The sequence below is a fragment of the Pseudoxanthomonas winnipegensis genome, from assembly GCF_004283755.1.
GTDB lineage: Bacteria > Pseudomonadota > Gammaproteobacteria > Xanthomonadales > Xanthomonadaceae > Pseudoxanthomonas_A > Pseudoxanthomonas_A winnipegensis.
The window spans coordinates 95,794-109,571 of the sequence record NZ_SHMH01000007.1 but is presented as its reverse complement, the minus strand read 5'-3'; the positions used below and the strand labels follow the sequence as shown (position 1 = coordinate 109,571).

12 protein-coding genes are annotated in these 13,778 nt (G+C 67.6%); 7 read left to right on the top strand and 5 right to left on the bottom strand.

Translation table 11 applies throughout. The annotated features are described in order from the left end of the window. Positions 1 to 18 precede the first annotated feature (18 nt). Both EAT51_RS14395 and trxA read right to left on the bottom strand, forming a co-directional pair. Positions 19 to 495: a DUF4442 domain-containing protein gene (locus EAT51_RS14395; RefSeq protein WP_130521265.1), complete on the bottom strand. Its 477-nt coding sequence runs from the start codon at positions 493 to 495 to the stop codon at positions 19 to 21. Positions 496 to 776: 281 nt separating this feature from the next. Continuing rightward, positions 777 to 1,634, bottom strand: a complete 858-nt coding sequence (gene trxA, locus EAT51_RS14390; protein ID WP_130521268.1) for a thioredoxin — start codon at positions 1,632 to 1,634, stop codon at positions 777 to 779. A 168-nt stretch (positions 1,635 to 1,802) separates the two neighbouring features. Here trxA and EAT51_RS14385 point away from each other — a divergent pair, with 168 nt between their 5' ends. The 7 genes from EAT51_RS14385 to rlmH all read left to right on the top strand — a co-directional run bounded on the left by EAT51_RS14385 (position 1,803) and on the right by rlmH (position 8,657). Beyond that, on the top strand, positions 1,803 to 2,435 hold the full coding sequence (locus tag EAT51_RS14385; protein WP_130521270.1) for a DUF998 domain-containing protein: 633 nt from the start codon (positions 1,803 to 1,805) through the stop codon (positions 2,433 to 2,435). Between the two features lie 94 nt (positions 2,436 to 2,529). Beyond that, on the top strand, positions 2,530 to 5,163 hold the full coding sequence (leuS, locus tag EAT51_RS14380) for a leucine--tRNA ligase (RefSeq protein WP_130521272.1): 2,634 nt from the start codon (positions 2,530 to 2,532) through the stop codon (positions 5,161 to 5,163). A gap of 98 nt (positions 5,164 to 5,261) precedes the next feature. Beyond that, positions 5,262 to 5,804: an LPS-assembly lipoprotein LptE gene (locus EAT51_RS14375; protein WP_130521457.1), complete on the top strand. Its 543-nt coding sequence runs from the start codon at positions 5,262 to 5,264 to the stop codon at positions 5,802 to 5,804. Then, positions 5,804 to 6,835, top strand: coding sequence for a DNA polymerase III subunit delta (gene holA / locus EAT51_RS14370; RefSeq protein WP_130521274.1), 1,032 nt, complete (start codon positions 5,804 to 5,806; stop codon positions 6,833 to 6,835). The genes EAT51_RS14375 and holA overlap by 1 nt, the downstream gene beginning before the upstream one ends. Further along, a complete protein-coding gene (gene nadD / locus EAT51_RS14365) occupies positions 6,832 to 7,662 on the top strand; it encodes a nicotinate-nucleotide adenylyltransferase (protein WP_165421990.1) in 831 nt (276 codons plus the stop codon). The genes holA and nadD overlap by 4 nt, the downstream gene beginning before the upstream one ends. Positions 7,663 to 7,695: 33 nt before the next feature. Continuing rightward, the gene (gene rsfS, locus EAT51_RS14360; protein WP_130521277.1) at positions 7,696 to 8,091 is read left to right on the top strand and encodes a ribosome silencing factor; all 396 of its coding nucleotides are present in this window, start codon (positions 7,696 to 7,698) and stop codon (positions 8,089 to 8,091) included. Between the two features lie 95 nt (positions 8,092 to 8,186). Further along, on the top strand, positions 8,187 to 8,657 hold the full coding sequence (gene rlmH / locus EAT51_RS14355) for a 23S rRNA (pseudouridine(1915)-N(3))-methyltransferase RlmH (RefSeq protein ID WP_130521280.1): 471 nt from the start codon (positions 8,187 to 8,189) through the stop codon (positions 8,655 to 8,657). A gap of 80 nt (positions 8,658 to 8,737) precedes the next feature. Here rlmH and EAT51_RS14350 read toward each other — a convergent pair whose 3' ends face one another. The 3 genes from EAT51_RS14350 to EAT51_RS14340 form a co-directional block, all read right to left on the bottom strand. Then, on the bottom strand, positions 8,738 to 9,412 hold the full coding sequence (locus tag EAT51_RS14350) for an energy transducer TonB (RefSeq protein WP_130521281.1): 675 nt from the start codon (positions 9,410 to 9,412) through the stop codon (positions 8,738 to 8,740). Between the two features lie 248 nt (positions 9,413 to 9,660). Beyond that, positions 9,661 to 12,720, bottom strand: coding sequence for a TonB-dependent receptor (locus EAT51_RS14345; protein ID WP_130521460.1), 3,060 nt, complete (start codon positions 12,718 to 12,720; stop codon positions 9,661 to 9,663). 241 nt (positions 12,721 to 12,961) lie between these two features. Beyond that, positions 12,962 to 13,696: an SIMPL domain-containing protein gene (locus EAT51_RS14340; RefSeq protein WP_130521283.1), complete on the bottom strand. Its 735-nt coding sequence runs from the start codon at positions 13,694 to 13,696 to the stop codon at positions 12,962 to 12,964. Positions 13,697 to 13,778: the final 82 nt, after the last annotated feature.

The window sequence follows — 13,778 nt, the reverse complement described above, 5'->3', positions numbered from 1 at the left end:
GCGGGTCGGGCGTTCGCGTCAGTCGGCAGCAGGGGTGGCGGGCGGGCGTGCCGCCGGCTTAAGCCGCACATAGAGCTGCTTGCGCACGCGCGCCACGACCTCGCCGTCCGCATCGGTCACATCGACCTCGAACCAGGGCAGCGACTTCTGCCCGCCCGCGGTGGCCGCGCGCACCTGCGCCAGCGCCTCATCGGTGATGCGGAACTGCGCCGTGACCTTGCCGCGCCCCGGTTTGACGAACTCGATCTCCCCGGCCTTGTCCCACACGTAATAGTCGCGCCCCAGCGCATGCATCATCAGCAGCATCCAGAACGGGTCGGTCATGGCGAACAGGCTGCCGCCGAAATGGGAGCCGACGTAGTTGCGGTTCCACGGCCGCATGCGCAGCTCGACCCGCGCCTGGCGCCAGTCCGGCGCGATCGCGGCCACGTGGATGCCGGTGAACAGGAACGGCGGCCACAGGTTCAGGCCATGGCGCAGCGTGGACGGTTTCATGACAGCCGGGCAGCGGGGATCGGAGCGGGAGGCGAGGCTAACATACGGATGGGTATGGAGCGCAGCCCGACGCAAGGCGAAGTGAAAACCGAGGCGGGAGCAACTGTCTCCTCAAGTCTTAGCGCCTGCCTGTAGAGCGGAGCTTGCTCCGCTGGGGCCTTCCCCACGATCCGAACGAAAAGCAGCGGAGCAAGCTCCGCTCTACAGGTGGGCCGCCATGGCGGCTGCCACCCCGATTCTTCTGAGCCCGACCCCGGCGATCCGCCCAGGGCCGCTGCCGATCAGAACAGCAGCGCCGACATCTTGCGGCGGTAGCGGCCGACCAGGTCCTCGTCCTCGATCACGCGGAAGGCGTCGATCAGCGACTTCTTCGCCAGCCCGTCCTCCCAGGCGCGGTCGCGGCGCAGCAGTTCGATGAACTGCTCCAATGCGCCCTCGGCGTCGCCGGCCACCAGCTTGTGCACGCCCAGCAGGTGGCGCGCGCGCAGGTCGCCCTCGTCCTTGGCCAGGGCCGCCTCGAGCGCCTGCGGGGCCGGCGCGTCCTTGAGCTGGGCGGCGAAGCCCAGCCGCGCCCGCGCCTTGACCGCGCGCTCGTCGGTGGACAGGTTGGCCGGCAGCGCATCGAGCAGGGTCTCGGCCTCGGCCGCCTCGCCGGTGCTCAGCAGGGCCAGCGCCAGATCCAGCTTGAGCTCGTCCTTGTCGGGCTCGGCGGCGATCGCCTCACGCAGTGCGGCGACCTGTTCGGCCGGCGACAGCGGCGCGGCTTCGGCCTGCTCGGCCTCTTCGTTGGCGGCGGGCTGCACGCCGATCTGCTCGAGCACCTTGCGCAGCTCGCCCTCGGGCAGCGCGCCGGGGATGGCGCCCAGCACCTGGCCTTCCTTGAACACGACCATGGTCGGCACCGAGCGCACCTGGAACATGGCGGCCAGCTGCTGCTCCTGGTCGACATCGACCTTGGCCACCTTGAAGGCGCCGTTGTACTCGGCGGCGAGCTTTTCCAGGATCGGCCCCAGCGTCTTGCACGGGCCGCACCAGGTCGCCCAGAAGTCGACGATGATCGGCACCTGCAGCGATTGCTGCAGGACGTCGGCCTCGAAGGTGTCGGTGGTGGCGTCGAAAACGTGCGGCTGGGCGGACATGGAGATTCCTTGCGACGGCAATGGGGGCACAGATGGAGCCGGGGCGGGGAGGATACAAGGCGCGGCCGGCCGCCATTGACAGGGGCGGCACGGCCGCTAGCCTTGCCGGCGCATGTCTGCACCTTCCTGCCTTCCTGCCGCCTTCGACGCGGCCAAGTGCGCCGCCGCGTGACCGCCCGGGTCCGGCGACGCTGGTGGCGCGGGTGCGTGCCGGCCGCGGCCGCGCTGTGGGTCGGCGCACTGCTGGGCTTCGGCGCGGCGCTGCCTGGCTATGTGCAGTCGGTCCATCCGGTGGCGCTGCTGGGCGCGCAGGGGATCGCTGGCGCGATGGCCTTCAACCTGTTCGGCTTCGTGTTGCCCGGCGCCTTGTGCGCGGTGGTCGCCGTGTCGCTGCGCTTGCGCCTGCCGCTGCATACCGGCTGGAGGCAGCGCATCGGCGCGCAGCTGATGTTCCTGTCCACGCTGGGCTTCGTGGCGATGGGCGTGTTCCGGCTCGACCCGGTGCGGCTGGAGGGTACGCAGACCCTGCTGCATGCCACCGCCTGGGGCCTGTGGTGGTCCACGGCGCTGGCCTCGGCGCTGCTGCTGGCCGGCGGATTGCGCCGCGATCCGGCCTGGCGCGGGCTGGTGCGGGGCGGCCCGCCGCTGGCCGGGCTTGCGGTGCTGTTCGCGCTGGTGCTGCCGGCGGTGCTGCCCGATGGCCTGTCCCAGCGCGTGGCGATCCTGGCCTGGCTGGGCTGGTGCGGCCTGGCGGCCGTCAGCGGCCCGGATCGGCCGCTGACCGCGACATTGCGCGGCTGAGCGCCGCGCCGCCGGCGTACCGCGCGGGTGCGCCCGGTGGTGCGCTGCGGTAGGCTTTGCGGCTTTGCAGCCGCTCGCCGCCACGTCCCCGACCATGTCCGCCGTTCCCGAAACCCACGCCTACGACCCCAAGCGGGTCGAAACCTCCGCGCAACAGTTCTGGAATGCGACCAGGGCGTTCGAGGTCAACGAGACGTCCGACAAGCCCAAGTACTACTGCCTGTCCATGCTGCCGTATCCGTCCGGCGCGCTGCACATGGGCCACGTGCGCAACTACACCATCTCCGACGTCATCAGCCGCTACAAGCGCATGACCGGGCACAACGTGCTGCAGCCGATGGGCTGGGACGCGTTCGGCCTGCCGGCCGAGAACGCCGCGATCAAGAACAAGACCGCGCCGGCCAAGTGGACCTACGCCAACATCGCGCACATGCGCGAGCAGCTCAAGTCGCTGGGCTATGCCATCGACTGGACGCGCGAATTCGCCACCTGCGCGCCGGAGTACTACGTGCACGAGCAGCGCATGTTCACCCGCCTGCTGCGCAAGGGCCTGGCCTATCGCAAGGCCTCGGTGGTGAACTGGGACCCGGTGGACCAGACCGTGCTGGCCAACGAGCAGGTCATCGACGGCCGCGGCTGGCGCTCCGGCGCGCTGGTGGAGAAGCGCGAGATCCCGCAGTGGTTCCTGCGCATCACCGATTACGCCCAGGAGCTGCTGGACGGCCTGGACACGCTGGAAGGCTGGCCCGAGTCGGTCAAGACCATGCAGCGCAACTGGATCGGGCGCTCGGAAGGCCTGGAGATCCAGTTCAACGTTGAGGGCGGCCATGAGCCGCTGACGGTGTTCACCACGCGTCCGGACACGCTGATGGGCGTGACCTTCGTGTCCATTGCCGGCGAGCATCCGCTGGCGCTCAAGGCCGCGGCGGACAACCCCGAGCTGGCCGCGTTCCTGGAGCAGCTCAAGCTGGGCGGCGTGTCCGAGGCCGAGCTGGAGACGCAGGAAAAGCGCGGCATGGACACCGGCCTGAAGGCGGTCCATCCGATCACCGGCCAGACCGTGCCGGTGTGGGTGGCCAACTTCGTGCTGATGGGCTACGGCACCGGCGCGGTGATGGCCGTGCCTGGCCACGACCAGCGCGATTTCGAGTTCGCCACCAAGTACGGCCTGCCGATCGTGCAGGTGATCGAGCTGAAGGAGCCGCGCAACGAGGCCGAGGCCAGCTACGACCCCACCGAATGGCGCGACTGGTACTCGGACAAGACCCGCGAGTTCCAGCTGATCAACTCGGCCGAGTTCGACGGCCTGGATTTCCGCGGCGCCTTCGAGGCGCTGGCCGAGCGCTTCGAGCGCAAGGGCCAGGGCCAGCGCCGGATCAACTACCGCCTGCGCGACTGGGGCGTGAGCCGCCAGCGCTACTGGGGTTGCCCGATCCCGGTGATCCACTGCCCGCGCTGCGGCGCGGTGCCGGTGCCCGACGACCAGCTGCCGGTCCTGCTGCCGGAGAACGTGACCCTGGACGGGGTGAAGTCGCCGCTGAAGGCCGACCCGGAATGGCGCAAGACCACCTGCCCGGACTGCGGCGGGGCGGCCGAGCGCGAGACCGACACCTTCGACACCTTCATGGAGTCCAGCTGGTACGTGGCCCGCTACACCAGCCCGGGCGCGGCCACGATGGTGGACAAGCGCGCCAACTACTGGATGCCGGCGGACATGTACGTCGGCGGCATCGAGCACGCGATCCTGCACCTGATGTATTTCCGCTTCTATCACAAGCTCATGCGCGACGCGCGCATGGTCGACAGCGATGAGCCGGCCACCAACCTGCTGACCCAGGGCATGGTGATCGCCGAGACCTACTACCGCGAGAACGCCGACGGCTCGAAGGACTGGATCAATCCGGCCCTGGTGGACGTGCAGCGCGACGAGCGCGGCCGCATCGTCGGCGCCACGCTCGCCGCCGACGGCCTGCCGGTGCAGATCGGCGGCGTGGAGAAGATGTCCAAGTCGAAGAACAACGGCGTGGACCCGCAGGCGATGGTGGACAAGTTCGGCGCCGACACGGTGCGCCTGTTCTCGATGTTCGCCGCCCCGCCCGAGCAGTCGCTGGAATGGAACGAGGCCGGCGTGGAAGGCATGTCGCGCTTCCTGCGCCGCCTGTGGACCCAGGTGCAGCGCCATGCCGACGCCGACACGGCGCCGGCGCTGGACGTGGCCGCGCTGAACGCCGAGCAGAAGGCGCTGCGCCGCAAGACCCACGAGACCATCGCCAAGGTCGGCGACGACTACGGCAAGCGCCACGGCTTCAACACCGCCATCGCCGCGGTGATGGAGCTGTCCAACGCCCTGTCCAAGTTCGACGATGCCAGCGACCCGGGCCGCGCCGTGCGCCAGGAGGCGCTGGAGGCCGCGGTGCTGCTGCTCAACCCGATCACCCCGCACTCCAGCCACGCGCTGTGGCAGCTGCTGGGCCATGCCGAGGCCCTGCTGGAGGACCTCACCTTCCCGCAGGCCGACGCGGCGGCCATGGTGCGCGATTCGGTGACCCTGGCCGTGCAGGTCAACGGCAAGCTGCGCGGCACCATCGAGGTGGCCGCCGACGCGCCGCGCGACCAGATCGAGGCGCTGGCCAAGGCCGAGCCCAATACCGCCAAGTTCCTGGAGGGCACGACCCTGCGCAAGGTGATCGTGGTGCCGGGCAAGATCGTCAACCTGGTGGTGGGATGAGGTCTCAAGCGCTGTTCACGCGGGATCGTGCAGGCTCGCCCGTCCGGTTGCCGCCTGCGCGCGCCTCGTCCAGACTTCCGTCCATGAATGTGACCCCGATGCTGCGCCTGCTGGCCCTGTCCCTGCTCGTGTCCGTGCTGAGCGCCTGCGGTTTCCACCTGCGCAGCAAGATCGCGCTGCCCTCCGACCTGGGCCCGGTGAAGGTCTCGGCCACCGACCAGTACAGCCCGCTGGCGCGCGATCTGTCGGTGGGCCTGAAGGCCGCCGGGGCCATCCCGGCCGATGATCCCAAGGCCAAGGTCGCCACCCTGGACATCATGTCCGAGCGCTGGGGCGACCGCCCGATCGCGCTGGACGAGCAGGGCCGCGCCCAGGAATACAGCCTGCGCTACGCGGTCGTGTTCCGCTTCCTGCGCGCCGACGGCAGCGAGCTGGTGCCGCAGCAGGTGGTCGAGCTCTCGCGCGACTACGTGGCCGAGGCGACCAACCTGACCGGCGCCACCTCCGAGCGCGAGATCCTCGCCGACGAGCTGCGCCGCGACATGTCCGCCTCGATCCTGCGCCGCATCGACAGCGTGGTGCGCGGCGTCGGCCGCCCCGGTGGCGCCACGGTGCGCTCGCCGGTACCGCCCGCACCCTGATGGAACTGGCGCCGGACCGGTTGGTCGCCCAGAGCGCCGAGGGCGAGCTGGCGCCGGCCTACCTGATCGCCGGCCCGGAAACCCTGCTGGTGCTGGAGGCCGCCGACGCGGTGCGCCAGCGGGCGCGCGCGCTGGGCATCGCCGAGCGCGAAGTCTTCGACGTGGAAGGCCGCGACATCGACTGGGCCGGCCTGCAGGCCAGCTTCGACGCCCCCAGCCTGTTCAGCGCCCGCCGCATCGTCGAGGTACGCCTGCCGACCGGCAAGCCGGGCAAGGAGGGCGCCGAGGTCATCAGCGCCTTCTGCGCGCGGCCGCCAAGCGATGTGATCCTGCTGGTCACGGCCGGCGAGTGGAGCAAGGCCCATCGCGGCAAGTGGGCCGACGCGATCGAGCGCATCGGCGTGCTGTCGGTGGCCTGGGCGATCAAGCCGCACGAGCTGTCCGGCTGGGTGCAGGCGCGGCTGCGCGCGCGCGGCCTGCGCGCCGAGCGCGACGCCATCGCCCTGCTGGTCGAGCGCGTGGAAGGCAATCTGCTGGCCGCCGCGCAGGAGATCGACAAGCTGGTCCTGCTGGCCGCCGGGCGCACGCTGGACCTGGCGACGATGGAATCGCTGGTCGCCGACGCGGCGCGCTTCGACGTGTTCCGCCTGATCGAGACCACGCTCTCGGGCCACGCCGCCCAGGCCTCGCGCATGCTCGCCGGCCTGCGCGCCGAGGGCGAGGCCGTGGCGGCGCTGATGCCGATGATCATCCGCAACCTGCTCAGCACCGCGCAGCTGGCCAAGGTGGCCGAGCGCGGCGGCAACCTGGCCGCCGAGATGAAGGGGCAGGGCATCTGGGAGAGCCGGCAGGCACCGTTCAAACGCGCCCTGCAGCGCCACGCCAGCGCCGCGCGCTGGGAGCGCTTCGTCGCGCAGGCCTCGCGCATCGACCGCATCGCCAAGGGCCGCGGCGACGGCGACGCCTGGGTCGCCCTGGAGCGCCTGCTGCTGGCGATCGCCGACGCGGCGGCGGTGCGGTTGGTGGCGTGAAGAGGGGCGGGATTCGGGATTCGGGATTGGGGATTCGTGGGTCGCTTGGATCTGCGGTGCCCGGTGCGTCGCCGGGAACGCGTGATCCCGGGCTGGCTCACGCGGGATCGGAGCAGGGGCAGCCCGCGAACGGCGCAGATGCGCTTGCCTTTACCGAATCCCGAATCCCGAATCCCCAATCCCGGCTTCACATCTACTACGGCGGCACCTTCGACCCCTTCCACAACGGCCATCTGGCCATCGCCCAGCTGGCCGCGGCCGCGCTGGCGGCGCCGGTGACGCTGGTGCCGGCGGCCGATCCGCCGCATCGCCCGCCGCCCGGTGCCAACGCGCCGCAGCGCCTGGCGATGCTGCAGGCGGCGGTCGCCAGCCTGCCCGCGCTGCGCGTGGACCGGCGCGAGCTGGATCGGCCCGGGCATTCCTATACCGTCGACACCTTGAGCAGCCTGCGCGACGAGCTGGGACCGCAGGCGCCTTTGGTCCTGCTGCTCGGCGCCGACAGCTTCCTGGGCCTGCCGGGCTGGCATCGCTGGCAGGAGCTGTTCGCCCTGGCCCACCTGGTGGTCGCCGAACGCGCCGGCAGCGGATTGGGCGAACTGCCGGCCGCGCTTGCGGCGCAGGTGCAGGCGCGCTGGGTGCAGGACCCGTCGGCGCTGCACGCCGCGCCGGCCGGTCAGGTCCTGCGCCTGCACCAGCCGCTGCAGCTGGAGTCGGCCAGCGAGGTCCGGCGGCGGATCGCCGCGGGCGGCGACTGGCAGGCGCTGGTGCCGCCGCCCGTCGCCGCGTTCATCCGTGCCCACGGCCTGTACGGGGTGGCGGGGCTATAATCGCGGCCTGTCCGGCCCCTCCAAGTGCTTCTTTTGTCCAGCCAAGCCCAAGTCATCAAGACCCGTCTGCCCAGCCCGCCCCCGGCCCTGCCGGTGCTGCTCGCCACCGTCCACGATGCCGTCAACGAGCTCAAGGCCAAGGATGTCGTCGAGATCGACGTGCGTGGCAAGTCCAGCGTCGCCGATTTCCTGATCATCGCCTCGGGCACCTCGACCCGGCATGTGAAGTCGATCGCCGACGAAGTGGTGAAGTTCGCCAAGAAGCTCGACGTGATGCCGCTGGGCGTGGAAGGCGAGCGCGAGGCCGAATGGGTGCTGGTGGACCTGGGCGATGTGATCGTCCACGTCATGCTGCCGCGCGTGCGCGAGTTCTACGCGCTGGAGCGCCTGTGGACCGTCGGCGATCAGCCGCCTGAAGAGCAGGAGTGAGTGCGGAAGGATGATCAGGAGCGAATGAAGCTGCTCGATCCTCCTTCCGTCTTCGCTCACTTCCCACTCCTCTCCACTCACACCTCGCCCGAACCATGAAGGCCCGCCTGATCGCCACCGGTGAGCGCGCGCCCGCCTGGGTGGCGCAGGGATTCGCCGAATACCAGAAGCGTCTGTCGCACTGGCTGCCGTTCGAACTGGTCGAGGTCGCGCCCGGACTGCGCGGCAAGCATCGCGACGCCCAGCGCGCCATCGAGGACGAAGGCCAGCGCGTGCTGGCCGCCCTGCCCAAGGGCGCGCACATCGTCGCGCTGGAAGTGACGGGGAAACAGCATTCTTCCGAGCAACTGGCCCAGCGCCTGGAGCACTGGCGCGGGCAGGGGCGTGACCTGGCCTTCCTGATCGGCGGCCCGGAAGGGCATTCGCCGGACGTGCTCGCCGCCGCGCACGAGACCTGGTCGCTCGGCCCGCTGACCCTGCCGCATATGCTGGCCAGACTGCTCGTCGCCGAGCAGCTCTATCGCGCCGCGGCCATGCTGGCCAACCATCCCTACCACCGCGCCTGATCCGGCTTGCCGGTGGTGGGCCGACAGGCGCCGGCGAAGATCGCCGGCGCCGTGGCAAGCGGCGGATGCCGCACGGACGATCAGCGCAGGCTGAAGTCCACCGGAACCCGGCCGTAGGCCTGCACCGCGTGACCGTCCTGCATGGCCGGCTGGAACTTCCACGCCTTGAGTACCTGCATCCGCGCGGCCCGGTCCAGGTCGCGATTGCCGCTGCTGGTCTCGATGGTCGCCTCCAGCGGCGTGCCATCCACGTCGACCAGCACGCGCAGGATCACGGTGCCCTCCGCGTGATTGGCGATCGCGCTGCGCGGGTAGGCCGGCGCCGGCGCATGCACGTAGGACAGCGTGGCCGAGGCCAGCGGGCCGGAGGGCGCCTGGATCGCGCCGGTGTCCACCGCGGTCGGCTCGGCCATCGTGGCCGGCGCAGGATCCGCCATGGTCTGCGTGGCCGCGGCGGGCACATCGACCGGCCGTGACACCATGATCGGCGTCGGCGCCGGCGTGGTGCGCTGGGTCGGCGCGGGGTGCGCGGGCGTGGGCTTGGGCGGCGGCGCCACCGTGGCCTCCACGGGCTTGTGGATCAGCTCGAAATCCGTCTTTGCCTCGTCGTGCACACGCACCGCCAGCGGCGGCAGCGTCGCCGGGATCAGCAGCAGCATGAAGGCCAGCGCGTGCACCAGCATCGCCGCGGCGATGCCGCTGATGCGCGCCACATTGACTCGCCCTTCCGGGCCATAGGGGAGCGTGCGAACCATGGACCACCTCCGTTGTCGGGACATGCTTCACTTCGAACGCGCGGGACGCGGAAAAGGGGTCGACCCTCCGTGACAGCGCCTCACGTCCGACTGTGCTCCTCGGGGGCGCCGCACGCAATGCCTATTGCGCCCACCTCCTGATAGCGAACGCGCAAAATGAAGCGCCCCAGTTCCTTTCGGAGACCGGGGCGCCTTTGCCACAGATTTTTCTACAACGTTACGAGTGTCGTAACGCGACAGCCCCGCTTTTAGAAGTCATAAGAAGCGGAGAACTGCACATAGCGCGGATTCTGATAGAACAGCGGCATGTTGTAGGTGTTCGAAACGGTGTAAGGCGATCCGTTCACGCCGAACTTGGCGTAGGTCTGAAGCGGTTCCTGCGAATTGAGGATGTTGAAGATCTGCGCGCTGAAGGCGAGCTTGGACTCGGCGAAGTTGGGGCGATAGGTAAAGCCGAGATCGATCGTCTTGGTCCAAGGCGTCCGGCCGGCCTTGCCAGGAGCCGAGGGCTCGCCAGCGCAGGTATGGTAGGACGCACCATAACCGACGGGGTCACCCGCGACGCTGCCTTCGTCCGTGCCGTTGGCGCTGAAATACCCCAGGCAGGACTTGGGCGTACCTGACTGAATGCGCATGGTCGCGGACATCGTCCATTCTTCCGCCAACTGGTAGGCGCCGAAGAACTTGAGCTGATGGCGACGGTCATTGGCCATATAACCGCCCGCGTACGCCATCAGGGCAGCGGCGTCCCAGTCCTGGGTCTTGGAGACGTCGGTCTGACCAATGTCAGACTTCAACTGGCCTTCGGTATTACCCTGGCTCTTGGACCACGTGTAATCGACGCGACCCTGCCATTTGCCGTCGAAGGGGTGATCCACGAACAGGTTCACCGCCATGTAATCGCGTTTCGCCTTCTTGTTGAATCCCCAATCCTGGCTGGACATCGAGAATTCGGTGCGGCCGGACCCGTTGGCATTGGCGAGAGAGAACGAATTGGTCTTGCCGGGATTGAACATGACGCAGCCCGGGATGCTGACGCTAGTGGGGTCGATGCCTTCCGATGCCAGCTTGGTTGTCATGCGATCGGGGTCGCAGATGTCGTCGATCGCCGTCTGCAGCTTGCGATACGTGGCCTTGGCACCATAGAACCACTTGTCGCCAATCGTCTTGTCGAACCCGAAGATGATTTCGTCTTGATACTGAGATCTCAGGTCCGAAGCGGCAAAAGCGGTCGCATCCGGCGCCTGCCCATACTCGCCGTTACTCGAAACCGGGCCCGGGCCAAGGGCCGTGAGGCCAGTGGGTGCAGCGTTGGCGTCTATGCCCGTATAGGTGAAGTACTCATTCGTGTAAAGCGACGCGGACGCACCGCGCACGGCGACGCTGTTGGGCAGCGCGAGATAATAACGCCCGAGGTTGCCGTAGATTTTCAGCGAGGAATCGCCAAAAACGTCCCAGCTCGCGCCAAGGCGAGGAGCCCATTGGTCGCCGCTATCGACATAGGCCTGGCCGACATTATTGTAGTTGGTGAACTTGTCGTTACGGACGCCCAGCGTCAGCAGGACGTTATCGGTGACCTGCCAGCGGTCCTCAAGGAAGTAAGCCTTCTGGTCGACCGTCATGTTGGTGGCGGTGATCAGGATGTACTTACTCACGTAATAGCCTTGCCCACCGGGCGCGCCGACTCCCAGTGCTGGGTTGATCGGCTTCAGTGGATTGGAAGACTTGCCGTAAGCCCAGCGATAGCCAATACCTCCCATGCCCTGGCCTTCGTTGATGGCCTCGTAATGCATGTTGTCGATACCGGCCGCGAGGGTATGGTCGCCCAGGCGGTACTCGAGATCGACGCGCAGACCACGCGTTTTGTCCGTGCCGTCGATGATCGCGTCAGAAACGTTCTGATTGACAATCGACTTGCCTCCGGTAATCGCGGGATTCTGAAGGTCGGGGCGAGTGATGTAGGCGAGGTCGGCTCGATTGCCGGCGTTGTATTTCTGGTTGCTGCGCTTGCTGTTGCCGTAGGTCGCGCTCAGCGTCAGATCATCCGTGAGGTAGCCGGTGTATTTGAAGATGTTGTAACGATCATTGATCTTGTAGGTATCAGCAAATTGGCCCGTCGGACCGGAGCCGCTCATCGTGGCGTAATCGAATCCATAATAGTTGCCGCCCTGGCGATCATTGGTGGCGATATGGGTATATTCGAGGGTATTGGAGTCGTTGATATTCCAATCGAGTTTCGTGTAGACCTTGGGGTTGCTGTACTTGTAGTGATTACGCGCCTTGGTCGAACTCTCGATGCTGTTGGTCGAAATACCCTGGGTCTTGTCCTGTTCGCCGGAGAGGAAAATGAACAGCCGATCCTCAATCAGCGGACCACCGACATAGGCACTATAGGTGGACTGCCACTGGGTATCGCCCTTGCGGCTGCGATAGATAGTGCCGGGCTTGGCTGGATTCTGCCAGCCATATGGAGTTCCAGTGCCCGCCTGGGTCGGCAGCTCGAAGTTGGGGTAGTAGGTACTCTTGCGCGATGCGTTCAGGGACCGGGGGGCCCAAGTGACCTGCCCACCAAAATGCCAGTCGTTGGTGCCTCGCTTGCCGATCTGGTTGATGACGCCACCGTCCGAGCGACCATAGCGAGCGCCGTAACCACCCAGGAAAGTCTCCTGCTGATCAATCGACCCGTAGGGAAGACTTGCGCCGCCAATGGCGCTATATGGATTGGTGGTGTTGAACCCGTTGATGTAATAGGCGTTTTCCGAGACGCCCGAACCACCGAACGAGACCGCATTGCTCGGGCGGCCGCCGTTGGTGAAGTAACCGCTGCCGCCGACTGCGCCAGGGGACAGCAAGGCGATTGCTTCTGCGCTGCGACCGAGCGGAAGACGATCGAGATCGGCCGAGGTGATGACGGTACGCGAGTCGACGGTGGTGACGTCAACCTTGGGCATGCTCGACGCCGTTACGGTCACGGTACCAAGATCAGTCGCGCCCGCGCTCGACGACGCGCCGGCAAACGATATGTCAGTACCCGAGTTGACCTTGATCAGAACGTTCTTGCGCTGATCGACCACCTCGTCGCCACGACGCAGCGTGATGGTGTAGGTGCCCACCGGCAAGGAGCCGATGTTGTAACGACCTGAGGAATCGACGGTCGCGGTGCGGGTGATACCCGTGTCGCCTTGGACCTGAACCGTGAGACCCGACTCCGCCGGGACCGAACCATAGATGCTGCCGGTGGTGCTTTGCGCAAGCGCACCCGAGCTGAAGGCCATTGCAAGGGCGACGCTCAACGCGCTGCGGTGCATCGCGCGCTTGGTGCTGGGGTGAAGTGCCACAGTCTCTCTCCTGACGACGAACGAAATAAAAGTTCCCGCGTGGCACGATGACAATAGGCCACACGGTTAACCGGAATTTAGCGGCCTTCTCGATCGAAGTCACGAAAAATTAATGCTTTGCCAACCTCCGTTACCTGCCGGCGCTCCGCTGCAACGCATGTTCAGCTTAGTGAATACACTTCGATGACTGTAATGTCACCTCGAGAAGGGTTCATCGCCCCAGCTCGAACACCACCTCGATGCTCACGCTGAGCGTGGTTTCGCCGGGCGAGACGGGCGTGGCGTCGGCCTTGGCGGCGCGGGCCATCATCATCACCGGGCGGGGCGCGCCGCCGCTGCCGGATTCGGAGATGCTGACGATGCGGCGCACCTTCAGGCCCAGGCCGTTGGCATAGGTCTCGGCGCGGGCCTGGGCCTTCTTCAGCGCGTCCAGGCGGGCCTGGTCGTAGACCGGTTCGGGCTGGTCGATCTCGAAGGTCGGGCCGTTGATCTCGTTGGCGCCCTGGGCGGCCAGCGCGTCCAGCACCTGGCCCAGGTCGGCGATCTTGCGCACCTTCAGGCTGACCGTGTTGGTGGCCTGGTAGCCGGTGATCTTGGGCGCTTCGTTGTCGCGGTAGTTGTACTGGGGGTTGAGCATCACGCCGCTGGTCTGGATGTCGCGCTCGGCGATGCCGGCCTTGCGGATGGCGGCCATGACCTGGGTCATCTGGGTGGCGTTCTGGCGCATGGCGGTGTTGCCGTCGGCAGCCTGGGTCACCACGCCGGCCGAGATCGTGGCGATGTCGGGCGCGCGGCTGGCTTCGGCCTGGGAGGAGATCGACAGCAGCGTGCCGTCGGCGGGCAGGGCGTAGCCGGCAGCGGCGGTCTGCGCGGAAGCGGTCATGGCGGGAGCTCCAAGGGCGAAGGCCAGTGCGATCAGCAGCGGGCGGAGGCGGTGGGTACGCATCGTTGTGGTTCCTCGATGGAAGTGGGTGGAGTGTCGTTGCGGGAAGATGAACGGGCCGTCGGCCGCGATGGGGTTTGCGGGC

What these genes read in the sequence shown, in the direction of transcription:
- EAT51_RS14395 (WP_130521265.1), bottom strand. Translation starts at nt 495, where the DNA reads ATGAAACCGTCCACGCTGCGCCATGGCCTGAACCTGTGGCCGCCGTTC.
- trxA (WP_130521268.1), bottom strand. Translation starts at nt 1,634, where the DNA reads ATGTCCGCCCAGCCGCACGTTTTCGACGCCACCACCGACACCTTCGAG.
- leuS (WP_130521272.1), top strand. Translation starts at nt 2,530, where the DNA reads ATGTCCGCCGTTCCCGAAACCCACGCCTACGACCCCAAGCGGGTCGAA.
- EAT51_RS14375 (WP_130521457.1), top strand. Translation starts at nt 5,262, where the DNA reads ATGCTGCGCCTGCTGGCCCTGTCCCTGCTCGTGTCCGTGCTGAGCGCC.
- holA (WP_130521274.1), top strand. Translation starts at nt 5,804, where the DNA reads ATGGAACTGGCGCCGGACCGGTTGGTCGCCCAGAGCGCCGAGGGCGAG.
- rlmH (WP_130521280.1), top strand. Translation starts at nt 8,187, where the DNA reads ATGAAGGCCCGCCTGATCGCCACCGGTGAGCGCGCGCCCGCCTGGGTG.
- EAT51_RS14350 (WP_130521281.1), bottom strand. Translation starts at nt 9,412, where the DNA reads ATGGTTCGCACGCTCCCCTATGGCCCGGAAGGGCGAGTCAATGTGGCG.
- EAT51_RS14345 (WP_130521460.1), bottom strand. Translation starts at nt 12,720, where the DNA reads ATGCACCGCAGCGCGTTGAGCGTCGCCCTTGCAATGGCCTTCAGCTCG.
- EAT51_RS14340 (WP_130521283.1), bottom strand. Translation starts at nt 13,696, where the DNA reads ATGCGTACCCACCGCCTCCGCCCGCTGCTGATCGCACTGGCCTTCGCC.